The 25,567-nt window shown below is 47.1% G+C and carries 22 protein-coding genes and 1 pseudogene; 2 read left to right on the top strand and 21 right to left on the bottom strand.

Annotated features, from left to right (window positions below; translation table 11 throughout):
• Positions 1-89: 89 nt before the first annotated feature.
• Genes BM613_RS07430 through BM613_RS07440 form a run of 3 tightly spaced genes read right to left on the bottom strand, consistent with a single transcriptional unit; the run spans position 90 to position 4,121 of the window.
• Positions 90-3,521: a pyruvate carboxylase gene (locus tag BM613_RS07430; RefSeq protein WP_109430543.1), complete on the bottom strand. Its 3,432-nt coding sequence runs from the start codon at positions 3,519-3,521 to the stop codon at positions 90-92.
• Positions 3,522-3,576: 55 nt separating this feature from the next.
• The gene (locus BM613_RS07435; RefSeq protein WP_109430544.1) at positions 3,577-3,831 is read right to left on the bottom strand and encodes a hypothetical protein; all 255 of its coding nucleotides are present in this window, start codon (positions 3,829-3,831) and stop codon (positions 3,577-3,579) included.
• 35 nt (positions 3,832-3,866) lie between these two features.
• Positions 3,867-4,121 carry a spore germination protein gene (locus BM613_RS07440; RefSeq protein ID WP_109430545.1) on the bottom strand — a complete coding sequence of 85 codons (255 nt, stop codon included), beginning with the start codon at positions 4,119-4,121 and terminating at the stop codon, positions 3,867-3,869.
• 134 nt (positions 4,122-4,255) lie between these two features.
• On the opposite strand from BM613_RS07440, the gene BM613_RS07445 reads away from it, so the two are divergent.
• Positions 4,256-4,513, top strand: a complete 258-nt coding sequence (locus BM613_RS07445; RefSeq protein ID WP_109430546.1) for a hypothetical protein — start codon at positions 4,256-4,258, stop codon at positions 4,511-4,513.
• Positions 4,514-4,582: 69 nt separating this feature from the next.
• Here the strand turns inward: BM613_RS07445 and BM613_RS07450 are convergent, their stop codons facing one another.
• The 14 genes from BM613_RS07450 to BM613_RS07515 form a co-directional block, all read right to left on the bottom strand.
• Positions 4,583-5,200, bottom strand: coding sequence for an Hsp20/alpha crystallin family protein (locus tag BM613_RS07450; protein WP_109430547.1), 618 nt, complete (start codon positions 5,198-5,200; stop codon positions 4,583-4,585).
• 2 nt (positions 5,201-5,202) lie between these two features.
• Positions 5,203-5,451, bottom strand: coding sequence for a hypothetical protein (locus BM613_RS07455; protein WP_181362957.1), 249 nt, complete (start codon positions 5,449-5,451; stop codon positions 5,203-5,205).
• A 65-nt stretch (positions 5,452-5,516) separates the two neighbouring features.
• Positions 5,517-6,041: a transcription repressor NadR gene (locus tag BM613_RS07460; RefSeq protein ID WP_109430549.1), complete on the bottom strand. Its 525-nt coding sequence runs from the start codon at positions 6,039-6,041 to the stop codon at positions 5,517-5,519.
• Positions 6,042-6,070: 29 nt separating this feature from the next.
• A complete protein-coding gene (locus BM613_RS07465; RefSeq protein ID WP_109430550.1) occupies positions 6,071-7,165 on the bottom strand; it encodes a M24 family metallopeptidase in 1,095 nt (364 codons plus the stop codon).
• Complete coding sequence (locus tag BM613_RS07470) at positions 7,165-7,593, bottom strand: DNA-3-methyladenine glycosylase I (RefSeq protein WP_109430551.1); 429 nt, start codon at positions 7,591-7,593, stop codon at positions 7,165-7,167. Before BM613_RS07470 ends, BM613_RS07465 begins: the two co-directional genes overlap by 1 nt.
• Before the next feature lie 115 nt (positions 7,594-7,708).
• A complete protein-coding gene (locus tag BM613_RS07475; protein WP_109430552.1) occupies positions 7,709-8,212 on the bottom strand; it encodes a hypothetical protein in 504 nt (167 codons plus the stop codon).
• A gap of 77 nt (positions 8,213-8,289) precedes the next feature.
• Positions 8,290-8,547 (bottom strand): HPr family phosphocarrier protein, encoded by a 258-nt coding sequence (locus BM613_RS07480; RefSeq protein WP_109430553.1) that lies wholly within the window; start codon positions 8,545-8,547, stop codon positions 8,290-8,292.
• Positions 8,548-8,631: 84 nt separating this feature from the next.
• Entirely contained in the window at positions 8,632-9,582 is a 951-nt protein-coding gene (gene whiA / locus BM613_RS07485) for a DNA-binding protein WhiA (RefSeq protein WP_109430612.1), read from the bottom strand.
• Positions 9,583-9,614: 32 nt separating this feature from the next.
• Positions 9,615-10,592, bottom strand: a complete 978-nt coding sequence (locus BM613_RS07490) for a gluconeogenesis factor YvcK family protein (RefSeq protein ID WP_281267837.1) — start codon at positions 10,590-10,592, stop codon at positions 9,615-9,617.
• A 182-nt stretch (positions 10,593-10,774) separates the two neighbouring features.
• Positions 10,775-11,656, bottom strand: coding sequence for an RNase adapter RapZ (gene rapZ / locus BM613_RS07495; protein WP_109430555.1), 882 nt, complete (start codon positions 11,654-11,656; stop codon positions 10,775-10,777).
• 14 nt (positions 11,657-11,670) lie between these two features.
• Entirely contained in the window at positions 11,671-12,657 is a 987-nt protein-coding gene (locus BM613_RS07500) for an ROK family glucokinase (RefSeq protein WP_181362958.1), read from the bottom strand.
• A 163-nt stretch (positions 12,658-12,820) separates the two neighbouring features.
• Positions 12,821-14,134: a 3-phosphoshikimate 1-carboxyvinyltransferase gene (gene aroA / locus BM613_RS07505; protein WP_109430557.1), complete on the bottom strand. Its 1,314-nt coding sequence runs from the start codon at positions 14,132-14,134 to the stop codon at positions 12,821-12,823.
• 31 nt (positions 14,135-14,165) lie between these two features.
• A complete protein-coding gene (gene selB / locus BM613_RS07510; RefSeq protein ID WP_245926302.1) occupies positions 14,166-16,061 on the bottom strand; it encodes a selenocysteine-specific translation elongation factor in 1,896 nt (631 codons plus the stop codon).
• 53 nt (positions 16,062-16,114) lie between these two features.
• Positions 16,115-17,797 (bottom strand): tetratricopeptide repeat protein, encoded by a 1,683-nt coding sequence (locus tag BM613_RS07515; protein WP_109430559.1) that lies wholly within the window; start codon positions 17,795-17,797, stop codon positions 16,115-16,117.
• Between the two features lie 178 nt (positions 17,798-17,975).
• On the opposite strand from BM613_RS07515, the gene argS reads away from it, so the two are divergent.
• A complete protein-coding gene (argS, locus tag BM613_RS07520; protein ID WP_245926300.1) occupies positions 17,976-19,760 on the top strand; it encodes an arginine--tRNA ligase in 1,785 nt (594 codons plus the stop codon).
• Between the two features lie 145 nt (positions 19,761-19,905).
• On the opposite strand, the pseudogene BM613_RS15525 reads toward argS, so the two are convergent.
• The 4 genes and pseudogenes from BM613_RS15525 to BM613_RS07545 all read right to left on the bottom strand — a co-directional run bounded on the left by BM613_RS15525 (position 19,906) and on the right by BM613_RS07545 (position 25,562).
• Positions 19,906-21,576: pseudogene (locus tag BM613_RS15525) on the bottom strand (ABC transporter substrate-binding protein).
• 294 nt (positions 21,577-21,870) lie between these two features.
• Positions 21,871-22,791 (bottom strand): ABC transporter permease, encoded by a 921-nt coding sequence (locus BM613_RS07535; protein WP_109430563.1) that lies wholly within the window; start codon positions 22,789-22,791, stop codon positions 21,871-21,873.
• Between the two features lie 95 nt (positions 22,792-22,886).
• Positions 22,887-24,551: an ABC transporter substrate-binding protein gene (locus BM613_RS07540; protein WP_109430564.1), complete on the bottom strand. Its 1,665-nt coding sequence runs from the start codon at positions 24,549-24,551 to the stop codon at positions 22,887-22,889.
• A 96-nt stretch (positions 24,552-24,647) separates the two neighbouring features.
• A complete protein-coding gene (locus BM613_RS07545; RefSeq protein WP_219930658.1) occupies positions 24,648-25,562 on the bottom strand; it encodes an ABC transporter permease in 915 nt (304 codons plus the stop codon).
• Positions 25,563-25,567 lie beyond the last annotated feature (5 nt).

Genomic DNA, 25,567 nt, shown 5'->3' on the forward strand with positions numbered 1-25,567 from the left:
CAACACTCGAATGTATTCAAACAAGAGGTGCAGGAATTCTCCTTGCACCTCTTGTTTGTTATTTGTACTCCTAATCCTCGCATAAACTTCTACTCAAAACGCATAAGTAGATCGCCAGCTTGTACAGGATCCCCGACCTTCACTGCAATTTCTTTGATTCGACCACTGCGCGGCGCCTGTACCTGCATCTCCATTTTCATCGCTTCTGTGACTGCTAAAAATTGTCCTTCCGTTACTTGATCGCCTTCTTCTACCATGATGCTAACGACCGTTCCGGACATCGAAGCGCCCACTTCGCGATTGTCTGCTGGATTTGCCTTACGCTGTCCAACAATTGCTTTTGACTCTTGTTTATCGAGTACTTCGATTTCACGAGGTTGTCCATTTAATTCAAAAAACACAATTCGATGACCGTCTGCACGAACCGAAGAGACTGAAATCAATTTGATAATCAAGGTCTTGCCCTTGGCAATCTCAACTTCCACTTGTTCACCGGGACGAAGTCCATAAAAGAATGTCCCGGAATCCAGTTTCGACAAATCCCCATACTGTTCATAAGCTTGCATAAAGTCTAAGAACACTTGTGGATACAATGCATAGGAACTGACATCACGTGTCGTAATAATGCGTCGCACTTTTGCATTTAACTCCGTAGTCAGCGCGTCAAAATCTACTTCTTCCAACAGAGCTCCCGGGCGAACGGTAAGCGGAGTACGGCCTTTGAGGACTGCCTTTTGCAACCACTCGGGAAAACCTCCGGGCGGTTGGCCCATATATCCCATGAAGTAATCTACTACAGAAGCGGGGTAATCAAAATCGTACGCACGACGTTGCAACTCTTCTGGTGTCAGTCGATTTTGGGCCATAAATAACGCAAAATCTCCTACCATTTTAGAGGATGGCGTCACTTTCACAATATCCCCTAGCAGGTCATTGACTGCACGATAAGCGCGTTTGACTTCGTCAAAGCGATCACCTAACCCAAGAGATTCCGCTTGTTTTTGCAAATTGGTATACTGTCCGCCAGGCATCTCATGTTCATACACATCAAGTACGCCTGCCTTGGCGTCGCTTTCAAACGGAGCGTAGTATCCACGAACAGCACCAAAATAATTACTCACAAGTGTTAGCTTCTCCGCATCGAGTTTTGTATCGCGCGGAGAATTCGCAAACGCTGCCACAACAGCTGTAGAATTTGGTTGTGAAGTCAGTCCAGACATTGAACCCACTGCCACGTCAGCGATGTCTAGACCCGCTTCAACCGCCTTGATAATCGTCGCCACACCCGTTGATGCCGTATCATGAGTGTGCAGATGAATGGGAAGACCAACGTGCTCCTTGAGCGCCTTCACCAGTTGGTACGCTGCATACGGTTTCAATAATCCTGCCATATCCTTGATTGCGAGAATTTGCGCTCCTGATCGCTCAAGTTCTTTCGCTAAATCCACGTAATACGATAAAGTGAATTTTGTGCGCGTCGGATCGAGTATATCCCCCGTATAGCAAATTGCAGCTTCCGCAATCTTTCCATTTTGCCGAACGCGTTCAATTGAAAGTTGCATATTTGGCAACCAATTTAAAGAGTCAAAAATGCGAAAAACATCAATACCGGCCACCGCTGCTTCATCAATAAACCGTGTAACTACATTGTCTGGATAATTGCGATAACCGACAGCATTTGCACCGCGCAGCAACATTTGGAAAAGGATATTCGGAATCCGTTCCCGCAATTGTGCCAATCGATCCCAAGGATCCTCTTTTAAAAAGCGCATCGCGGTATCAAATGTCGCCCCACCCCACATCTCGAGAGAAAACAACTGGGGTAATTCATGAGCAATCACGTCAGAAATTTTTAGTAAATCATACGTTCTCATCCGCGTTGCAAGCAATGACTGATGCGCATCGCGCAAAGTTGTATCTGTCAACCACAATCGTCCATCTTCGCGCATCCACTGCAACAACCCATCGACTCCACGGTCTCGTAAAACATCCCGCGTGCCTCGCGGCGTTGCATCGTCAAGTCGATAAGACAAAAGTTGCGGCAATTCAACAAGTGGTTTTTTCGTCCCTGCTTTTACACCCTCGATACCATTTACAGTAATTTCAGCTATATAATGGAGGAGTCGATTTGCGCGATTTTGTCGTTTTGAAAAGATGAAAAGTTCTGGATGCGTTTCGATCATATTGACTGTATAATCGCCACTTTGAAATTGCGGATGATGGATGACATTCTCAAGAAATGGAATATTCGTCTTGACCCCACGGATACGATATTCAGCCAATGCACGCTGCATTTTTGCGACCGCCCCAGAGAATGTCAGAGCCCAGACAGACACCTTCTCCAAAAGCGAATCGTAATACGGTGTAATCCTTGCCCCACTGTAACCATTGCCACCATCAAGACGAACACCAAAGCCAGTCGCCGAACGATAGGCGACAATGCGACCGGTATCCGGTGTAAAATTATTTTGTGGATCTTCCGTCGTCAATCGACATTGAATCGCAAACCCCCGAACAGAAATATCTTCTTGACTTTGAATCCCTATTCTCGGATCCGAAAGGGGGATCCCTTGTGCAACGAGAATCTGAGCTTGCACAAGGTCAATTCCAGTGATTAATTCAGTAACTGTATGCTCAACCTGAATGCGCGGATTCACCTCAATAAAATAGTACTTGCCATCCGCCCCAAGTAAAAATTCAACCGTTCCCGCATTTGTATACCCTACACTCTTCATCAACGTGAGCGCCGTCTCACAGATGTCCTTACGAACCTCATCAGGTAAAAGGGAAGGGGCTACTTCAACCACTTTTTGATGACGGCGCTGAATCGAGCAATCTCGTTCAAATAAGTGAACGAGTTGACCCAATTGATCCCCTAAAATTTGCACCTCAATGTGTTTTGGATCTTGTACTAGTTTTTCCACATATACTTGTGCAGCTCCGAAAGAGGTTTGTGCCTCGGAACTCGCTCGCGCAAATGCATCTGTCAATTCCTCGTCACTTTGCACCACTCGCATGCCTCGGCCCCCGCCGCCACTAATTGCCTTAAGCATCAAAGGGTATCCGACATCGCGAGCAAACGCACGCGCTTCTTCAATCGAAATGGCGTGATCGATCCCTGGAACGATCGGTACACCCGCCGCTTCAGCCGCTTGTCTGGCAAACACCTTGTTCCCGAACAACTCCAAATGCTCAGGCGAAGGACCAATAAATTGAATCCCGTTTTCCTTACATGCTTTTGCAAATTCTGCATTCTCTGATAAAAATCCATATCCCGGATGAATTGCATCACAGTCATGACGTTTTGCAATTTCAAGAATTCCTGGGATATCCAAATACGCCTCAATAGGCCCTTTGCCTTCTCCAATGAGATACGCCTCATCCGCTTTATAGCGATGAAGTGACAAACTGTCTTCCTTCGCGTAAATCGCCACTGTTCGAATGCCAAGTTCTGTACAGGCGCGGCAAATGCGAATCGCAATTTCTCCCCGATTAGCCACTAGAATTTTTCGAAAAGCCACGCCACATCCTCCTTGAATGTAAACACTCGTTCTCAACTTTATTGTATCATAATACTCAGACACCTTGTATCATTGGAGCCCATGGAGATTTGACATCTTGATCAAAAATCGGGGCATCGATCACATCTGGGTCAATGAAAAACGTGAATGCTACACTAGCAATTGAAAAATCACCCATATTGAAGTAAGCTGCCGTCTTTGTCACCGCGTGTGAATCCCATCCATTTTGTATATTCTGTCCGAAAAAAATCCCTGAATCATTCGATTGTGCGGCAGTTTTAATCACTCCACAATTCACCCAAACAGCCATCTTGTAATCCCCCCAATGCATCGTAAAACAATCGCTTAAACTCCTTGAATATGCGCAAGAGATGGAGATTTTATATCATTGTCAAATATCGGCGCGTCAATCACATCCGGATCGTACAAAATCGCCATATACACACCCAACCAATTGTAGTCACCTGTAATTTCGCCAATGCCTGTATTGTTTTTCGCATGACTGTCCCAGCCATTTTGCATATTCTGACCGATATAAATTCCGCTGTCATTCGTCATGCCGCCCACTTTTATCGACCCAAGATTTACCCATACTGCCACGCCCAATTCCCCCTTACGACGCCACTATACGCAACAGATCATGTACCAGTTCGCACTTTAGTTAAAATTCGCATATAGATGAGAGATGGGCGCACAGCTTACAAAAGAGATCAACATAAGATAGGGGGGTTTATATGGCAGATGTAAAGATGAATATCGGACAGATCAAACTCGGTTCAATTGTACAAACGTCAGGGGTATTTGTAGGATCTACTATTCAAGCAAAGTGGTCATCAACTAAAAAGGAAAATAACGGATTCGGCGATACGTCAGGCAATTACAATCGCACCCTTGTAGACGCCAAAACAAATGATTCCGACGCCCTCGACACGCTTCGCATGCCACGTCTCTACGCACAATCGATCTCAAATTCAGGCAAGATAGCGCCCTAAAGTTTTTTCAAGGACAGCCCTGCGGCTGTTCTTTTGCTATGTTACTAATTCGCCAACAGCCTACTTCACTTACTCAAAACGAATCGGGATCTCATGCCCTTGCCACGATTCCCTTGCATCCTCCTTAAACATGCGCACTTCCAGATACCCTTGTTTATAATTTGCGCGAATGCGCTCAGTTTTTACGCGGACAGGAAGAGGGATTTCACGCGCAAAGTCACCTCGAGCCAACTCTGATAAAAGAACTTGGTCATCTACGGTCGGCGTGTACGGCCTTTTCATTTGCCCAGACAAACGCAAACGATCTGGCAAGACCGAAATCTTTACATCACCAGCCTGTACGCCTGGTAATTCGGCAATGACAATTAATTCGTGACGAGTCTGAATCATATCGATGCGCGGAAGTGCAGTCGAAGGCGCGGAAGAACCCGCGCCAGGCGTTTGTCCTCCTTGGTCAAACGGGAACCTACTTCCTGGCATACCCGGCATACCTACAGGTCCTCCAGGCATTCCACCCATTCTCTCTCCCGCCCCTTGCGTTGACTGTGAAAAAAAAGGGGCCGAATTCATCATCTCAGATAAATTGATCGATTTCATGAGATTTTGCACAAATTCATCGCCAAAAACACGGCGAAACTGCTCTGTCATTGATTGCCAAGATTGACCTGGGTCAAAGCCTTGCGGCATCGTTACCGCCCCTCTCCTTGCACACGGGGCCGGTATGCACTGTATCTTTCTGCCATAATGGAATCGACGACGTCAGGATCCTCTACGTAACTTCGCGCTCCAGGAAAAGAGTTCTGGTTGCCTGTCACCTTGCCAAAACCTGAATTGACCTTCGAATACGCATCCCAATCTGCCTGAACACTCTGACCAAAATTGACTGCAGAAGCACTCTCAATATTAGAAAACCGAATGTAACCAATGTTAAAAGTCATACGGATTCGCATGCAAGCCACCTCACTATGCTTCCATGCTATGCAAAACACGGACTCCTGGGCACTTAGTGATCATCTAAGATGCGAAATCCTGCATGTTTTAACTCATGAAGCGCCTCATCGATCATCACTTCTTCTTTTGCAGCCAACGTGTGCCGGTGCACACCGCCAGTCAAACTCAGTAAGAGAGGTGCATGCTGATCTCTTACTGCCTTTGTAAAACGAAGCACATCGCGGCGCGAGCCAAACATGAGACTCGCTACAAATTCTCCATAAATCGGATGATCGACCGAAACATCTAACACTTCAACCCCAGCGTCGACAAACGTCAACAGTTCCTGCTCCGTCTGTTCAGGCGTATGCACAATGGTAATCGAGCGAAACACCCGCTCAGAAAGGTGATGAGGATGAGCCTTGGGTTGAAAATAGCCCTGCGGTGTCGCTACGATCGCATAGCCTTTCGCACGCAAAACGGCGATGTCTTGAACGATGACTTGCCGCGTCACCCCAAAGCGCTGTGCAAGTTCAGCACCCGTAAGCGGCACTTCACTCGCTTGCAAAATTCGAATCAATTCATCTCTTCGCTCCATCAAATCGGCTCCCTACACTCCTCGTTGCTCTAGTTTCCAACCACCATAAGCTCTTTTGTAAAACGTGTAAGTACAAGAGCCCCTTTTGCTGTTACGACTACGTCATCTTCTATGCGAACACCAAACTCCCCTGGCAAGTAGATTCCTGGTTCAATCGTAAAAACCATACCCGCAGTGAGCGCTAGTTCATTTCCCTCCATAATACTTGGATATTCATGAACATCAAGACCCAGACCATGGCCTGTGCGATGAGTAAAATATTCTCCATATCCTGCCCGCTCAATCACCTCACGAGCCAGACGATCGACTTGTGCAGCAGTCATGCCTGCAGTGACTCCATCAATCGCTGCTTGTTGGGCAGTACGCACGATCTCATAGACTCTGCGTGCGGTATCACTTGGTTCACCAAAAGCGAGCGTCCGCGTCGTATCCGCTGCATAGCCAGCAAAGCGTGCCCCATAGTCAAGCACAACGAGTTCACCCGCTGTAATGCGTTTGGTTGTCGGTCCTCCATGCGGTAAGGCTCCACGAGGTCCAGACCCAACGATTGTTGCAAATGGCGTTCCCTGTGAACCTAATTTGCGCATTTGATACTCTAGTTCTGCGGCAACGTCAAGTTCCGTCATTCCAAACCGAAAAAGCGGCAACGCTGCAGTCAACGCTGCATCGACAATCTCAGCTGCGCTTTGGAGGTGTGCAATCTCCTGATCATCCTTGATCAATCGCAAAGACATCGGGAGTTCATCTGCAGCAAGCAGATGCTTTACTCCTTGTTGCAACAGGAAATTTGCTTCAAACACACGCAATTGCATCGATTCAATCCCTACACGACTCTCTGCCGTGAGATCTAACTCTGACACAAACGCTTGCAGGGCCTGAGTCGGCCCCGTTTCGTCTGAATAGTTGAATATCTTGATGTTCTGATGACTTGAAACTCCACTTGCTTCTAGTTTAGGTACCAGTAGCGCAGCTTTTCCATCGGAGCGCATCCCAAATAGAGTAAGTCGTTCACTTAAATGCGTTTCCCATCCTGTCAAATAGGTAAAACTAGCCCCTGGAGTCACGATAAAATGCGTGTATCCCATTTTCGTTAGCTCACTCGCTGCGCGATCCCACAGCGCCATCAAATCGTTCCCCTTTCTTCCTGTAATTCTCTCCACAAAGCAAGTGCTGCACTCTCACCAACTAAAGAAAATGTTTTCCGAAATACAATTTGCATAGACAATGGAGAACTTCTAGATAACTCTGCCATAAAATTTTGAAGAGAGCCGTATTGCCCGATCAATTCTATACATATCCGAGCGTTTGTTACGGTAGCCTGAACTTTGCGCGCGTTACGCACAATACCCGAATCTTTCCGCAAGAGCGATTCAATCTGTAACTCGTCAAAAAAAGCGACCCGCGCGATGTCAAATCCACAAAACGCGATACGAAATGCTGACCAACGCCGATTCACAACCCCTTTACTAAAACCGGTATAAAAAATGACTTTAGTCAGTATCTCAAAAAAAGCGTGATCAGTCCCAACCCAAGAAAAAGTGATAGATTCCACCGTTTAATCGCCTCCCATAGACTTATGAGAAGCTTACACAGGGAATCGATCGAGCACCATGAAAGTTAGAAGATTAAATATTCACCTTGAATATAATTATCTCTACACATACGTTTTATTTGCGAAAACGCAAGCCTTTTCGTCGACCAACAAAACGCTGTCGCCCGCGCTGTTTACTGCCTTGGTGAAAAGCAACAATTCCTGCTGCGACAAACAACGACATCCACAAAAATACCGTAGGCCCAATCGTCTCCGATTCATAAGAGGGTTCAAACGTAATCGTTGTTGGCGTATGTGCGTCGATTGTGACAAATTGCCCATCTGCTGCAAATGTCGTCGCATTTCCAGGGATAACGACAGATTGATAGGCATCATAAAATTTCATCTGACCCGTTGCATCTGAACCACCATAACGCCAGTCACCTAATACAGATTGCCCGATGGTCGTCTGACGCAAGAACGGATTTGTTGTTTGGAAAGGATTTGCAGAAATGAGCACCCAAAGCAAAAAGACGACCATCGCACCGACCAATAAAATCACATACGCCTGTGGTCGCCTTGAACGTCGTCTTTGAACTCTCGTAGGGTTCGCGCGCAGACGCACATCTCTCAACTCCAATCTCATCGAGCTCCTAAGCAATGTCATCGCTATACTCTATGAGATTGAACAATGGGTTAGTACTAGTAAGCAGCGGCTTATTCCTCCGCGCTGACCATCGCAGCCAAGCGCTCAACCGCTTGATCTTCGTCATTGCCCTGCGCCCGCAAAGTAATCACGGCTCCCCGTGGAATCACGAGTGACATCACACCCATGATGCTTTTTGCATTTACGGATTTCCCATCTTTCTCTAACGTCACTTCACAGCTAAATTTATTTGCTTCTTGAACAAACAAAGCTGCCGGACGCGCTTGCAGCCCTGTTCGCAAACTCACGGTCACGGTTCTCTCCGCCATGATCGCAACCCCCTATACCTCGAATTCCAAGCGATTTCATTTCTCGTGTTATTTTCACATTATACCAGACGACTTGTAGCCACGCTACGATTCCTCAAAGATTCCGCGATCTGCACGAATTTTTTGAGCGATGTCGTCTAATTTGCGCAAACGATGATTTAATCCAGACTTACTCACTTTATCAGGAAGCACCTCACATAATTCTTGCAAAGTGATGTCCGGATACTGCAAACGTTTTTCTGCCACCACACGCAACTTTTGTGGTAAGCGCGCAAAACCGAGTTCGCGCTCAATCAAGCGAATATTATCCAATTGACGCACAGCAGCTAAGATCGTTTTGTTTAAGTTCGCCGTTTCACAGTTCACTAAACGATTCACCTGATTGCGCATTTCCTTAACAATTCGCACTTCCTCAAAGCGCAACAGCGCCTGATGCGCACCGACCATCCCAAGAAATTCAACAATTTTATCGCCCTCTTTAAGATAGACGATATATCCTTTTTTGCGCCGTGTTACTTTTGCATGCAAGTGAAACCCAGTAAATAAACTCAAAAGCTCCTGCGCATGCTCCTGTGTCTTGCAATAGATTTCTAAATGATAAGAATGGCTGTCTGGATCATTTACCGATCCACTCGCTAGAAAAGCTCCTCGCAAATACGCTTTCTTGCAACATGTATTTGACCTTACAAACGTTGGGATTTCTGCCGCAATGTGTTCATGTGCATCTCCCACCTGCAACTCATCAAATACCGCGGAAACATCTTGGCGCATTCGCACAATATAGACATTATTTTTTTTGAGACGCATTTTACGTTGCACTAAAACTTCAAGTTCTACCCCTGTCTTTGCCTTTAACAACTGATACATACGACGTGCAATCGCGGCATTTTCTGTCGCGAGTTCCAATACAGGTGGATCGATATCCGTGTTCATACGACCACAATGTTGGATAAATCCAGTAAGTTCAGCACGTTCACAACAAGGTTTACTCTGGAGTTGAGTGAGTTCTTTTTTGGTTTGCGCAGCAAACGACAATTTCACCCACCTCGCTTCCACTTTCTTGACCTCTACTTTGCTTTATGTTCGCGACCAATTAAAGAAAGAACTTGCATCGCAATCATATCCGCATCATGCCGCGCATACATCGCATAATGCAAAAAATTGCGAGCGATGACAGTTAATCCAAGTGCATGCAATTTTTCGACGTCGGCACGCACTGGATATGAGCCCTTTGACTCATATTGTTCTAGAATGGATTGAGGAATAGGCGCTGAATTGACAATAATAATATCAAAAAAGCGCGGCCCAATGTGATCATAGATTGCCTGCACGTGGTCGGAGGCGCTAAATCCATCCGTTTCCCCTGGCTGTGTCATGACATTACAAACATAGATTACTTTCGCTGGAGAACGACGGATCGCATCGGCAATTCCTGGGACCAGTAAATTCGGTAAAATACTCGTGTATAGACTTCCTGGACCGATCACGATTGCATCAGCTTCGGCCAATGCCTCAAGCGCCTCAGGCAATGGTTCTACATGCCGCGGCAATAATTCGACCTCTTTGATTTTTTTCTTTGCAAGCGGTATTTGCGATTCTCCAACTACACGCGATCCATCTATGAAAGTCGCCGCAAGCGTAATCGCGCGACGTGCGGCTGGCAAAACGCGGCCTCGTACAGCAAGAACTCGACTCGTCTCTTTGACCGCCGTTTCAAAATCGCCAGTTATATTGGTCATCGCAGCTAAAAACAAGTTGCCAAAACTATGTCCAGATAATTCACTTCCAGCATCAAAACGATATTGCAGCAGTTCTGCTAACAAAGGTTCCGTATCCGCCAAAGCAATCAGGCAATTGCGAATGTCGCCAGGTGGCGGCATATAAAGATCCGAGCGCAAACGACCTGAACTTCCACCATCATCCGCTACGGTAACAATCGCCGTAATTTCTGCATCTTTTGCCTTCAGTCCGCGCAACAGCACGGGTTGACCTGTTCCCCCGCCAATTACGACGATGCGTGGGCGGCGCGCCATTTGCCGTTGCATCAACCTTTCGCGTGTGCGTTCACGCAACCGTAAACCAAGTAGGGCTACTGCACCAAAAGTGATACAAAACAGCCCAATCAACCACCATTTAAATCCATACGTAGTTTGTACCATATAAGCGCCGATGAGAATGCCCGCGCCAAGTGTGAGAATTAACCACGCTAGCTCTTTGAGATGTTTTCTCATCGCTCACCTTCCTTGTCGAGATCGCGGTGTGAGACCATCACTACGTACGATTTTTGCAAGTGCTCACGCAATCTTTCCGCAATGGCGACAGAGCGATGGCGCCCACCTGTACACCCAATCCCAACGACAATTTGTGACTTCCCTTCCTTAATATATTGGGGAAGAAGAAAATCAACCATCTCTAACAGCTTTTTTAGGAATTCTTGTGTAGCTGGCCACTGCATTACATAATCATACACTTCTGGGTCTTGCCCAGTACGCGGACGAAGTGTATCCACGTAATATGGATTTGGCAAAAAGCGTACGTCAAAAACCAAGTCTGCATCAATAGGAAGTCCATATTTAAACCCAAAAGACAACACATTCACCGTCATTCGCTCACTGGCGCTAAAAGTACCGTAGTGCTTAGCTAAAATATCTTTTAATTCAGCTGGTGTTAGCCGACTTGTATTAATCACTAAGTCCGCTCGCTCGCGAACTTCAGCTAATAACTGACGTTCGCGCAAAATACCATCGACAATTCGCCCATGCTCTGGAGCCATTGGATGCCTGCGACGGGATGCCTTATAGCGCCGCACTAACGTTTCATCATCCGCTTCGAGATATAAGATCTGATAGTCCATCCCAGATTGCTCTTCTAATTCAGCAAGGGCTGCGAACAATGTTTTAAAAAACTCGCCTCCTCGCGGGTCGCATACGAGTGCGACTCGCTTAATCGCACCATCGGATTGCCGCAGTAGCTCACTAAATTTTGAAATGAGTGCAGGAGGCAAGTTGTCGACACAAAAGAAGCCTAAATCCTCTAAACACTGAACCGCCACCGTCTTACCAGCACCAGACATCCCTGTAATAATTAACATCCGCACGCCTTGACCCATGTGTGCCACTCCTTTTACGGATACAAGGCCAGTTTGCCTGCTCCTACAACTCCCGCATCATTGCCTAGCAAAGCAGGGACAAGTGTTGTTGCACTTGCGACACGACGCAAAGCGTACGCAGAAAATGCTTCACGCACAGGTTTAAATAGTGTCTCTCCCGCCCGCGCCATCCCACCGCCAATCACGATGACATCTGGATTGATCAAATTTGCAGCGATGGCAAGTCCGCGCCCAAGAGTTTGCGCAGCCTCTTGCACGACAGCCTGCGCCAATAGGTCGTGTCGCTCTGCAGCTGCAAATACATCTGCAGCTGTCAATTGCTGTAGCGTCAATTGTGTCTGCTCTCCCTTTTCTATGCGCTCACGCGCTAAACGCACGACACCCGTCGCAGAGGAAACTGTTTCCAAACAACCAAAATGACCACAGTTGCATGGTGCGCCTAGTGGGTCAAGTACAAGATGACCGATTTCTCCAGCCATATGACTTGCACCTTGCAGCACCTTTCCATCAATAATAATTCCCCCGCCTACCCCTGTACCTAGTGTAATGCAAAGTGCTGTGCGATATCCCCGTCCGGCTCCGACCCACGCTTCACCAAGCGCAGCGAGATTCGCGTCATTTTCCATGAAAACGGGCATCTGTAGCCATGAACGCAGTGGGGCAATCACAGGGACATCCCGCCACCCGATATTAATCACCTCTTCTGCCACGCCTCGACTGGAATCGATAAAACCGGGAATTCCAATTCCTAGCCCTACAACCTCATTCGCTCGCACATCGCTCGCAACAATCAGACGGCGTGTCAACTGTTCAATTCGCCTTAAAATTGAATCTGCTCCGTTGCCCGCTTCTGTCGGCACCTCCTCTTTTACGAGGAGCCGTCCTTCCTCATCAATGACGGCTCCTTTAATAAACGTTCCACCCAAATCGATTCCCACTGCAACACGCAAAACGGCTTCCCCCTCAGTCAATCCATTACCTACACCTTCTTGACACTGCAATAGCTTTATTGTAACATGCCGCCAAAAAAAAGACGCAACGAAAGGCCATCGCCTTCGTTACGCAAATACAATCATCAAAAGGGGGTCAAATATGCTACACCCACATCATAATCCTGAGAGATTGCACAATGATTACAAGTACATGAAAATAGAATGACCACGATCAGGCGCCACCGCGAATCGTTTCTTCCAAATGTTGAAAAAACTCAGGATACGTCTTCGCCGTACACGCTGGATTTTCAATCCGCGTCCCAGGCACACGCAATCCAAGAATGGAAAATGCCATCGCCATGCGATGATCATCGTAGGTTTGCACGGTGACCCCCTCTTGCAATTGATCGCAAGGCTCAATCTCAAGTCCATCATCAAACTCCGTAACTGTGACGCCAAAGCGCCGCAATTCTGTCACACAAGCACGAATACGATCTGTTTCCTTCAGGCGAATGTTTGCGACGTTGCGAATTCGCACTTTCTCCCTGGCCAAAGGAGCAATTGCCGCTAACGTCGGCACCATGTCCGACATCGCAAACAAATCGACATCAATCCCGCGCAACCCCTCTGGAGGACCACTTAGTTCGATTCGATCGAATCCATAGCGAACTGTACATCCCATATTCGCTAACACTTGGGCAAACTGCGCATCGCCTTGCAGTGAATCTCGTCCCAACCCAAGAATCGTGACAGTTCCGCCACAAATGGCTGCCGCCGCAAGAAAATACGAAGCACCCGACGCATCTGGTTCGATCATGTAGTCCTTAGCAACATAATGACTCGGAACAACGTGAAAGACGTTCCCTTCCTGGTTTACTGTTGCACCAAATTGGCGCATCATCGCAAGTGTCATCGTCACATAAGGTGCAGATACAAGTTCTCCTTGTACGATAAGAGTCACTTCATCCTTCGCATAAGGTGCTGCAATCAAAAGCCCAGAAACGAACTGACTACTATCTTTCCCGCTCATCAGCACGGTTCCGCCTCGCAGACCCTGCGCTTCAATTAAAATTGGCGGACACCCCGTACCCAGTTCATCGACAACATCAACATCGAGTTCACGTAACGCCGCAATCAATGCCGCAATCGGCCGCTCGCGCATCCGTGACACTCCATCTATGCGATAACTTCCCTTGCCAAGGCTTACGAAAGCTGAGAGAAAGCGAGCGCTTGTCCCTGAATTCCCAACAAATAAATCCAATCCTTGCACATGTTGCAAAGGTTCGATCCCTGCACCATACACAATGACTTCTTTGGCCATTTCGTCTATTTCCACACGATATCCCAGTCTCTGTAATGATTGAATAAAGTACCGACTATCATCCGAAAACAATGCGCCCCGAAGTCGCGTGCGTCCATTTGCTAAAGCCGCCATCGGCAGCGCTCGATTCGTGATTGATTTTGATCCCGGCACTGTAATGGTCGCCTGAAGCGGAGTCGCACATGCGGGAACCTCATAGCTCGACTGAAAAGCCCGACTCTTCATTTCTCCACTCCCCCTTGACGATGAATTGCATTTAACTGTTTTCTAAAAAGACGCGTACATCACCCGTGCGACGTGTCTTTTTCTGACGATCGAGATATTCAAGAATCGCCACTGCAAATTTGCGACTCGTACGCGTCTGATCGCGGAAATCAGCGACTGCAAACGGCCCACGCTCCTCATACAATTTGCGAGCAGCCACTTCTGCAGCATGCAACGCAGACACCGATAGAAACAGATCCTGGCTGATAAAGACAATCTCATCGGCTTGCACCAGCGCATGCAAAACGAGACGTAATCCCTTTTCTCTGCCTTTATACACTTTCTCTAATTCCTGCAGAGTTGGTGGTGCAAACGGCTGCCCCTGAAGTTGCTTTAAAATCGCCGACTGCATCAACTTTTCATCCGTTGTAAGAGCAATTTGTCGACCCGGCTTTTGCACGCGTTCCGCCTCAACCACAAGAATTCCTCGCGCACCTAAGTTGCTTAACAGCTGATCATGAAAGCGGGGAGGCACACCATTTGCTTTTAATACGCGGTAAGCTACAGATTTTGGCATCCACAGATCATATGCATTTTTTTGATAATACTCTTCTAATGCGTGGACAAACTCATTTTCCCAAGAAATCAGAAGATTTTTCGGGAGCCATCCATTATTTTCAAACTCAATCAATTCCCCCGTGGTCACTAGATCCTGAAAAACAGGGCGCAGTTCTTCCAAGGTAACGTTAAGCTTCTTTGCAAGCTCGAAGAGCTCAGCGTCTGGTGCTGATTGAATCTGATCAAGCAATCGCTCGCGTAATGTTCCCCCTTCGCGGCGTAAGAGTTGTAAAACGATTTCTGTACTATTGCGACGATGTAATCGCGCGGGATGTGGATCGATGACAATTCCTCCACCAAGCGTATGCATGGGCGAGAAACTGCGCAGCACAAAATGATCACGAGCTTCCACCACAACAGGTTGTTCCAATAATACCTGTGCCAATGCTTCTTCCCCCACCGCAACTTCTTGATCGCGCAACAGCAATACGCGCCCCATGACCTCGGCAGTTGCGTGATAAAAGCGCACACGCATCCGATGTTTTAAGACAAACGGACTATCTTGTAACACTCTGAGCCGAACATCGAGCAATCGACTAGGGATTAGCGTGTGAGGTGTGGCTAAGGTCATTCCCCGCTTGATTTCCCCGCGAACATTCGTAAATGAGACAGCTACACGCTGCCCCGCCATCGCTTGTGCAACTTGTTCCCCATGCACCTGTAAGGAGCGAACACGCAGTGCTTCTGACGTTGGCAAAAGTTCTACTGCATCGCCAACGCGTAGCTGCCCACGCCACATCGTCCCAGTTACAACAGATCCAAATCCCGCCACACGAAATACGCGGTCGATAGGCATACGCACCGCGCCTACACTAGATTTAGGTTGAACGCGTAAAAGCGACTGTTCAATCACCGCGCGTAAAACATCGAGCCCCTGTCCAGAAACTGCAGACACGTCTACCATCGGCGCATTTTCTAGAAAAGTCCCCGCCATCTGTGTGCGAATCTCATCATGCATAAACGCGAGCCACTCTTCGTCTACAAGATCAACCTTCGTGACTACGAGAATGCCTGCCGTCACTTCAAGCAGTTGCAAAATATCTACGTGTTCACGCGTTTGCGGCATGACGCCTTCGCGCGCGTCGATCACGAGCAAAATCAAATCCATGCCACCTGCGCCAGCAAGCATATTACGAATAAACCGCTCATGACCGGGCACATCGACAATCCCAATGCGTTTGCCACTTGGCAACAAAAGCGGGGCAAATCCAAGTTCAATGGAAATGCCCCGCTCTTTTTCCTCGCGCGTCCGATCCGTATCAATTCCCGTAAGCGCTCTTACTAACGCAGTTTTTCCATGGTCGATATGTCCAGCCGTTCCAACGATCATAAAATCCACGCGTATACACCGATCCCCTGTTTACATATAGATTCTAACATCCACTATAGCGTCACGGTAATCGCTTGTGCTGCTTTTGCGAGCGCTTTAACCGATACCTCGTAACGACTCGCAACGATCGCTTGCGGTTCAGTACGACCGGCAGTTCTCCGTACAACATATTCAAGAGCAGCGGCCCACACACTGCGTTTTACGATTTTAGGCAATTCCGTGAACACATTCATCAAATATCGCACCCACACATCATAAGCAATTTCGATCAGATCAGCATCGCTTGTTGCCAGTGCAGACTGCACATCGCGAAAAATAGCTTCAAGCGTCGGATTCCACGACAAAATACGCTCATCTTTTACAGGTAATTGCAACGTCGTCAACTGCCCTCCGAGATAAACATCGAGCGCACCCGTAACATGCATCGCCTGCAAGACAAAAACACCATTCCACACCATGTCTTCTCCTTGCGTTGCATCACGCACAAAGTCGCGCAAAATGTGAATTGTTTCTGTATCATGCAGAACTGCTAACGCTTGGAGTGCCTCGCGCTTTGTCGAACGCGGACCACGAAAGAGCGCAAAATACAGCGATGATCGGACACTTGGATCTTTTGCCCACGTTCCGATTTTGGCAAACGCTCCCGAACGCATCTGTGCATTCATATTGGAACGCAGATGAAAAGGAAGCTGATAACTATAGCTGAGTAAAACGCGTTCGCCCTTCTCTAATCCGCGATCAATCTCCTGTAGGTAATAATCAGCAACGCCACTCTCAGGATCAAGCGCCTGAACCTCCAACAGCCATTGACGTGCTTGTTTAAAGCGGTTTAAGTTTGCACTCGCAGCTGCAAGTGCAAAATACAACGTTGGATCATGACGATCGCCAAATTGGACAAGCTGTAAAAAGATTTGATAGGCCGCCTGATGTTCTCCAAGAATCCCAAGTGTTGTTGCGAGTTTATACCCTTGATCAAACTGAAGAGGCATAAGCTTCTTTAATAATGCGATCAAATGTCGGTATTCTTCGTGCTGACCACGGTGCCGAATAAACACAGCGAGATTACACAACGCATGAATGTTCTTTGGCTCAAGCTCTAAAACTCGTCTAGTTAGCGCAATCGCCTCGTCAATATGTCCAAGATAGTACTGTGCCAGTGCAAGATTATTGCGCGGCGCAACAGCGTCCGGTTGCATTTCAATTTCCTTAGTCAACAAAGTACTTGCTTCATGAAATTTCCCTTCCTCAAGCAACGTGCGTGCATAATCGCGTTCGCGGCTCGATTCATGCTGCTTGCGCCGGCTCTCGCGCAAAATGTCGCCGCCACCAAATTCGTGAATCAACACATCTAGCATTTCATCTGCGTCAGGGGCAAACTCCCCTGTCGGATCGACTTCTAAATACTTTACAACATGCGCTTCCGCTAACTCATATTCTCCGAGATTCGCATAGTTATTTGCCATATAAAAATAACACTCTGCCATGTCCGGCGCGATGTTCGTCAAGACGCTTTGTAAAATTTCGTTTGATTTTTCAAAATCACCTAACTCAGATAAAACGCCTGCTAAATTACAATGGTTTACAGCATTATTGGGTTCACACTGCACGGCACGCTCAAAAGATTTCAAAGCGCGGGACAGATCGTGTCTGTTCAAATATCGAACTCCTCGCTCAAAGAAAAAGGCAGCATCTGGTTCAAACGGTACTATTTTTGAGTTTTTCTCCCGTTCTTCCATGAAGTAGCCTCCTTAACTCATCCTCTGGGAGTAATTCAAAGCGTTCATTAAGCGAAGTATATCACAGTCAGGTTTCCATTGTCATGCCATCAAACGCATGCGAGTCTGCCTAAAATTGCTGTGGCTCTGCGTTTTGTCTATAATGAAAAGATATATGGTTAAAAAGTCATGTTGCCTATTGCAACAAAATAAAGGAGCGAACCAAGCTGTGTACGGCATAAAAGAGTGGATTGCAAAGGAGTTGGCTGCACAGATAGACAGTGAACCAAACTCCTTCGTAGAATGGTTGGAGACACCGCCTGACCCGACACTTGGGGATCTGGCGTTGCCGTGCTTTCGCTTGGCAAAAGAACAAAAGAAAAGCCCGCAAAGCATTGCCTTGACACTCGCAGAGAAGTTTGCCCAAACTTCGATTGTACGGCGCGCAGAAGCTGTAGGACCTTATGTGAATTTACACTTAAACCGCGCAACTGCCGTTCGCATGTGGCTGGATGCCTTGTCTGCTGATCGATCGTTTTTCACAAGCACAGAAGGTGTCGGAGAAATCGTCGCGATTGACCTTTCGTCCCCAAATATCGCAAAACCTTTTTCGATGGGGCATTTGCGCTCAACGATCATTGGAACTGCTCTTGCAAATTTATTTGAATCCGCCGGATATACGGCACTTCGTATCAACCACCTCGGCGATTGGGGTACTCAATTTGGTAAAATGATCGTAGCCTATAAGCGTTATGGCGATCCCGATCTTATAAGAAAAAACCCGATCCAAGAACTAAATCAGCTTTATGTGCGCTTTCATGAAGAGGAAAAAAACGATCCTAATTTAGAAATTGAAGCTCGTGCCGCATTTAAGCAATTAGAAGATGGTGATCCTGACGCACTTGCTTTGTGGCGCTGGATTGTCGAAGTAAGCCTTGAGGAATTTAACCGCACCTACGAACTGTTAAGTACACCTTTTACCCATGTACTTGGCGAGAGTTTTTATAACGATAAAATGGCATCCGTCGTTGAAGAATTAGAAGCACGTCACCTCCTCGTCGAAAGTGAAGGAGCTGATGTCGTCTTATTGGATGCCTTTTCCCTCCCTCCTTGTCTCATTCGCAAGTCTGACGGAGCTACATTGTATGCTACACGTGATTTGGCGGCCGCACTGTATCGTCACAACGTCCTTGGTGCAACTCGACTACTGTACGTTGTCGGTGGAGAACAACGTTTGCATTTTCAACAAATTTTCCGCGTTCTATCCCTTATGGGCTATGATTTCGCAGCAAAGTGTGAGCATATCGCATTTGGCCTCATGAAAATTGGCGGCAAAAAAATGTCTACACGCAAAGGACAAGTTGTTCGTTTGCAAGAAGTGTTGGATGAAGCGATTCGCCGAGCACAAATCATCATCGCCGAGAAAAGTAAAGATTTGCCAGATGCAGACGAAGTTGCGAAGGCAATCGGAGTTGGCGCAGTCATTTTTAACGACCTAAAAACACACCGTCTTCACGACATTGAATTTTCCTTAGAACAAGCTGTCGCTTTTGATGGTGAAACTGGTCCTTATGTACAGTACACGCATGCACGCGCATGCTCCGTACTGCGCAAGGCAGAGTTATTGGATACAAACGTTTCACCTAGCGTCTCAGTTGCCATTTCATCCGCTCTCAATCTGCCTTCTGAGATCGCAGAAACCGCAGAGCAATTTTTGTTTGATGATGCGACATGGCAACTTGCCAAGCAGATTAGCTTGTTCCCAACTCTGCGCCAACGTGCACTCAATGAGTCGGATCCGTCGCTGATCGCCAAGCAAATCCTTGACATTTGCCAAGCTTTCAATCGCTTCTACCACGATTGTCCCATTCTTACTGCAGAATCTGAGTTAAGAACTTGGCGCCTAGCACTCACGGACGCCACGCGTCTTACCATCCGGGCAGCACTCCAACTCCTCGGAATCGCATATCCGGCGCAAATTTGAGTAAATCAACATGAGCTTACAGCATGATCTTCATCATGATCTTATGCCGCTAACAAGGCGGGCCCCCTCTGAATTTGAGGGGGCCCGCCTTGTTTCCTTAGATAACTGCAAGAGTGCGCAAACAAATGGCACCTGTGCCAATCATTTAAGAATTGTGGGGTACAACCCACATGTATTGCAGTGGATCTGTCAAGTTTGGATTGATGTAAAAGCCTTTTACCCACGGTTGGACAGCAGCCGCATAGACTGGATACACAAGCGGAATCCACGGCGCTTGCGACAAGATGATGTTTTGTGCTTGCTTGTACACATTGTCACGCGCTGTGCCTGCTGGCATCAATGCTCCTTTATTCAAAAGCGCATCGACTTGTGAATTGCTATAGTTTGTCGAGTTGTTCACCGGGCTCTCATTTGTATTAAACAGAGTGTTCAAGAAGTCAGAAGGATCCGGGAAGTCCTCAATCCACGCCAGGGTAAACATATCTTGTTTACCTGTCTCATTGTTTGTCAAGAACGTATTCCACGAGGTCTGATTGATCTGGGCACGCACGCCAACTTGCGCAAACATCTGCTGAATCGCTTCTGCAGTCTTCAAGTCAGAAGGACTGCTGTTATCTGTATAAATTGTCGTGCTAAAGCCGTGTGGATAGCCTGCTTGAGCAAGCAGTTTTTTCGCAAGCGCCGGATCATATGTGTACTGATCTTGCGCAGGCAGTGTCTGCTCATAACCAGCTGGCATGCTCGGCGGAATGATCTGATTGGCCGGAACTGCCAATCCATCGAGAATTCGCACGATCACTTGTTTGTTCACAGCATACTCAAGTGCCCGACGAACGTTCACATTCGCCGTCGGTCCGTACTTGCAATTCAAACCAAAGTAGTTAGTCGCCACTTCTGTTTGTTTTACAATATCGCCTGAATACTTCGGATTGTTGCTAAGCGGCAGATAATCTTCGGACGGAATCCCCGTTTGGTTCCAAGAAATAAGCCCTGTCTGCCCTTGTTCAAAGAGGAACAATACCGCACTTGGCGAGTTGTTAATATTAAACACGATCTGGATTAAGTACGGAATGCCTTTGACAAAGTAGTTCGGGTTTTTCGTTACGCAATAGTCTTACCCAGGCGAATACGACGCGAGTACAAAGGGACCTGTCCCCATCGGATGGGTATCAATGTATGACTCTGGATGTGCCGCGATATACGATGGATCAACGGCTGAGAAAAATGGCATGGCCAAAACGTATAAGAACGTGGCGCTTGGATGGGTCAGAGTAATCTGCAAGGTGTTAGCGTCCAACGCCTTGAGGCCAGAAACGCTTGTCGCTTTTCCCGCAACATACGCTGCTGAGCCTTGGATCAGAGGATCAATGAACCCTTGTCCACCCGATTGCATGTTGTTGTTTAGCACACGTTCAAACTCTGTGATAAAACTTTGCGCCGTCACCGGATCACCATTCCAAAACTTCGCTGACTTGATGTGGAACGTGTAAACTTTCCCTCCATCAGAAATCGAATAGGTTGCTAAATCAGGGACAATATTGTTCGTTGCACCCTGATAGGTTACAAGTTGATTATAAAACTGAAGAACCGCCTCATAGGACGTCGTGTCGTACGCCTTAGCTGGATCAAGGTGTGGAAACTGGCTCGATAGATCCATCGTCAAACTTCCGCCGTAGACAGGCTGACTACTTGACGAAGCAGGGCTTGGCGATGTCCCTCCAGAGCTTGCTGATTGTGTTCCACATCCAGCGAGCGCAGTTCCAAGCATTGCCATCGAAGCAATTACGCCAAGTAAACGCAATTTATTGCGATTCATTCATGGTCCTCCTTTATTTTAAATACCCTGTCCAAAGTTCTTGAAGCAATTCCCGTCTTTTGCTCTCCTCTACTTTGTAACGACAGTGTAAGTTTGTAATAAAAGCGTAATATGTATCTAGCAATATGTTAGGGTTATTTGTATAACTAGTCAAGTCAGAAAATAAAATAAAGCACTATTTAATTTAGAAGCGTGTGAGTTCTCTTCTTTCTGTCATTTCTAGAGCAAAATAAAAAAGGCGCACGACTCCAACCATGTGGAATCCTACACCTTTCATTCACAGCTCTAAACCCATCAAGAGTAAGTGATCCTCGGGTCAATAATTCCATATAAAACGTCTACTAAGAGGTTAAAGAGTACGACAAACAGCGCAGCAAATAACACCGTTCCCATAATGACAGGCACGTCGAGGTTATTGATCGCCTGAACTGTCAATTGTCCAATTCCAGAATAACCGAACACGTCCTCAATGACGACAACGCCGCCAAATAAACTGGCAATGTCAATGCCGCCGTATGTCAAAACCGGAATGATGGCGTTACGCAGTGCATGTCGGAAAATCACACGATTTGGACTTGCTCCTTTGGCACGAGCTGTCCGAATATAATCAGAATTCATTACGTCAATCATCGAGGATTTAAGCAAACGAGCATAATACGCTGCACCGGTAATCCCATAAGTCAGTGCTGGCAGGATTACAAAATTAAATCCTCCAGTACCACCGACAGGAAGCCAATCTAGTTTAAATCCTACCCAATACATCAGCTCTAATCCAACAAAGAATACGGGAAGTGAGATTCCAACAAGTGCAAGTATACTTACTACATGGTCAAGCGCTTTGCGATCATATAACGCGGAAATAATTCCTATAGGAATCCCAATCAGCAATTCAGCGATCCAAGCCGTCACTGCCAACTGCGCGGTTGCCCCTACGCGTTGCCCAATCAACGTCGTAACCGGTTGATCTAAAACATAGGATGTACCAAGATTCCCGTGTACTAAATTTTCCATATAATGAATATAACGAACAGGCAACGGTTCATTTAATCCAAGTTGTTGTTCAACTTTTAATACAAGAGCTTCTGACGCATGGGGGCCGACAATTGCCCGGGCCGGATTCGCCGGCACCAAATACGCTAGCGCAAAGGTAATAATGGAGATCCCAATCAACACAATGATTGAGCCACCAATGCGACGAATAATATACGCAATCACATAGGCACCTCCTATTTAGATAGTTATGATTCGTTTGGCTTGAGCGCTTTTGCCCAAGCCAAACGTATTTCTAACGTTCCATCCAAAGTCCTTGATTAGTGTTTTGCGATCCACATGTATTGCAGCGGATCCATCAAGTTTGGATTGATGTAAAAGCCTTTTACCCACGGTTGGACAGCAGCCGCATAGACTGGATACACAAGCGGAATCCACGGCGCTTGCGACAAGATGATGTTTTGTGCTTGCTTGTACACATTGTCACGCGCTGTGCCTGCTGGCATCAATGCTCCTTTATTCAATAGCGCATCGACTTGTGAATTGCTGTAGTTTGTCGAGTTGTTCACCGGAATTTGATTGGTATTAAACAGAGTGTTCAAGAAGTCAGAAGGATCCGGGAAGTCCTCGAGCCACGCCAGGGTAAACATATCTTGTTTACCTGTCTCGTTGTTTGTCAAGAACGTATTCCACGAGGTCTGATTGATCTGCGCACGCACGCCAACTTGCGCAAACATCTGCTGAATCGCTTCCGCAATTTTAAGATCAGTCGGGCTCGTATTATCTGTGTAAATTGTCGTGCTAAAGCCATGTGGATAGCCTGCTTGAGCAAGCAGTTTTTTCGCAAGCGCCGGATCATATGTGTACTGATCTTGCGCAGGCAGTGTCTGCTCATAACCAGCTGGCATGCTCGGCGGAATGATCTGATTGGCCGGAACTGCCAATCCATCGAGAATTCGCACGATCACTTGTTTGTTCACAGCATACTCAAGTGCCCGACGAACGTTCACATTCGCCGTCGGTCCGTACTTGCAATTCAAACCAAAGTAGTTAGTCGCCACTTCTGTTTGTTTTACAATATCGCCTGAATACTTCGGATTGTTGCTAAGCGGCAGATAATCTTCGGACGGAATCCCCGTTTGGTTCCAAGAAATAAGCCCTGTCTGCCCTTGTTCAAAGTGGAACAATACCGCACTTGGCGAGTTGTTAATATTAAACACGATCTTGATTAAGTACGGAATGCCTTTGACAAAGTAGTTCGGGTTTTTCGTTAAGACATAGTCTTTCCCAGGCGTATACGACGCGAGTTCAAAGGGACCTGTCCCCATCGGATGGGTATCAATGTATGACTCTGGATGTGCCGCGATATACGATGGATCAACGGCTGAGAAAAATGGCATGGCCAAAACGTATAAGAACGTGGCGCTTGGATGGGTCAGAGTAATCTGCAAGGTGTTAGCGTTCAACGCCTTGAGGCCAGAAACGCTTGTCGCTTTTCCCGCAACATACGCTGCTGAGCCTTGGATCAGAGGATCAATGAACCCTTGTCCACCCGATTGCATGTTGTTGTTTAGCACACGTTCAAACTCTGTGATAAAACTTTGCGCCGTCACCGGATCGCCATTCCAAAACTTCGCTGACTTGATGTGGAACGTGTAAACTTTCCCGTCATTTGACACGCTGTAAGTCGCTAAATCAGGCACTATATTATTTGTCGTCCCCTGATAGGTCACAAGCGTGTTATAAAACTGCTCCACTGCTTCATCCGAAGTCGTGTCGTACGCTTTTGCCGGATCAAGGTGAGGAAATTGACTGGCCAGATCGAGTGTCAAAGTCCCTCCATATACCGGTTGTCCGCCCCCACCTGCAGTAGTTCCTCCGCCTTGTGGTGCGGTTGCGGATTGAGTTCCGCACCCTGCAAGCGCTGTGCCAAGCATCGCCATCGAAGCGACTACAGCAAACAGGCGCATTTTACTGACTTTCATCTGTGTACCCCCTTTAATGACTAAACCAGATTACCCTTACTCTTCCCAGAGCAGCGTAATCTCCATACAGATTCTGCGCGACTTGCCCAAATTCGCTTAGCGAACACGTCGCGGATTGAACAGTTCACGCAAACCGTCCCCTAAAAGATTAAATCCTAGTACTGAAAATAGCAAGGCAAGGCCTGGATAATAGAGCAACCAAGGTGCGTATTCGAATACCTGTTGCCCTTCTGCCAACATGCTACCCCAGCTTGGCGTAGGCGGCTGCACGCCAATCCCAAGAAAACTGAGCGTTGATTCAAGCAACATATTGTTTCCGATCGCAAGTGTTGTAAGAACAATTACCGGTGCCATTATGTTTGGCAAAACGATGCGAAATAGAATTCGCCACTGGCGACTCCCAAGTGCTCTCGCTGCCTGCACATACTCAAACTCTTTAACTGCAAGTACTTGCGCACGCACGATACGCGCTGTACTTGCCCACCCTAAGACGCCAATGGCGAGAAAAATATTATCTACCGATGGTTTTAGTACTGCCACGAGCGCAACGACAAACAAAATAAACGGGAATGCCAACATAATGTCTGTAATTCGCATAATCAGGCTGTCGATCCATTTCCCATAGTAACCAGATATAATACCGAGTGATGTGCCAATAAAGAGACTAATCAAGCTTGCAAACACACCAACTTCTAACGAAATCCGAGCGCCATAAAGCAGACGACTATACACGTCGCGCCCTAAATCATCCGTGCCCATAATAAAGGTGTGATTGGGGGCAAGCGGAGCACCATCGGCCGCAAGGCCATTTGCAAACTGGTAATCCGGATTAAACGGCGCCAACTTATCAGCAAATATGGCGACAAAAATCAAAACCAAGACCATCAAACCGCCTACAAACACCAGCGGGTACGCTTTTAACACGCGCACAAATTTACTTTGCACCTTCCCTTGCGGGTGAGCCAATGTTTGCGTCAACTTCGTTGATGGCGGTGTCATCGCTTGTGACATATCGC

Source organism: Sulfoacidibacillus thermotolerans (assembly GCF_003144315.1).
GTDB lineage: Bacteria > Bacillota > Bacilli > Alicyclobacillales > SLC66 > Sulfoacidibacillus > Sulfoacidibacillus thermotolerans.

Coding starts and splice junctions, on each gene's coding strand:
- BM613_RS07435 (WP_109430544.1), bottom strand. CDS start 3,831: ATGGCTGTTTGGGTGAATTGTGGAGTGATTAAAACTGCCGCACAATCG.
- BM613_RS07445 (WP_109430546.1), top strand. CDS start 4,256: ATGGCAGATGTAAAGATGAATATCGGACAGATCAAACTCGGTTCAATT.
- BM613_RS07450 (WP_109430547.1), bottom strand. CDS start 5,200: ATGCCGCAAGGCTTTGACCCAGGTCAATCTTGGCAATCAATGACAGAG.
- BM613_RS07455 (WP_181362957.1), bottom strand. CDS start 5,451: ATGACTTTTAACATTGGTTACATTCGGTTTTCTAATATTGAGAGTGCT.
- BM613_RS07460 (WP_109430549.1), bottom strand. CDS start 6,041: ATGGAGCGAAGAGATGAATTGATTCGAATTTTGCAAGCGAGTGAAGTG.
- BM613_RS07465 (WP_109430550.1), bottom strand. CDS start 7,165: ATGGCGCTGTGGGATCGCGCAGCGAGTGAGCTAACGAAAATGGGATAC.
- BM613_RS07480 (WP_109430553.1), bottom strand. CDS start 8,547: ATGGCGGAGAGAACCGTGACCGTGAGTTTGCGAACAGGGCTGCAAGCG.
- BM613_RS07490 (WP_281267837.1), bottom strand. CDS start 10,592: ATGCAACGGCAAATGGCGCGCCGCCCACGCATCGTCGTAATTGGCGGG.
- rapZ (WP_109430555.1), bottom strand. CDS start 11,656: ATGGGTCAAGGCGTGCGGATGTTAATTATTACAGGGATGTCTGGTGCT.
- aroA (WP_109430557.1), bottom strand. CDS start 14,134: ATGAAGAGTCGGGCTTTTCAGTCGAGCTATGAGGTTCCCGCATGTGCG.
- selB (WP_245926302.1), bottom strand. CDS start 16,061: ATGATCGTTGGAACGGCTGGACATATCGACCATGGAAAAACTGCGTTA.
- BM613_RS07515 (WP_109430559.1), bottom strand. CDS start 17,797: ATGGAAGAACGGGAGAAAAACTCAAAAATAGTACCGTTTGAACCAGAT.
- BM613_RS07540 (WP_109430564.1), bottom strand. CDS start 24,551: ATGAAAGTCAGTAAAATGCGCCTGTTTGCTGTAGTCGCTTCGATGGCG.
- BM613_RS07545 (WP_219930658.1), bottom strand. CDS start 25,562: ATGTCACAAGCGATGACACCGCCATCAACGAAGTTGACGCAAACATTG.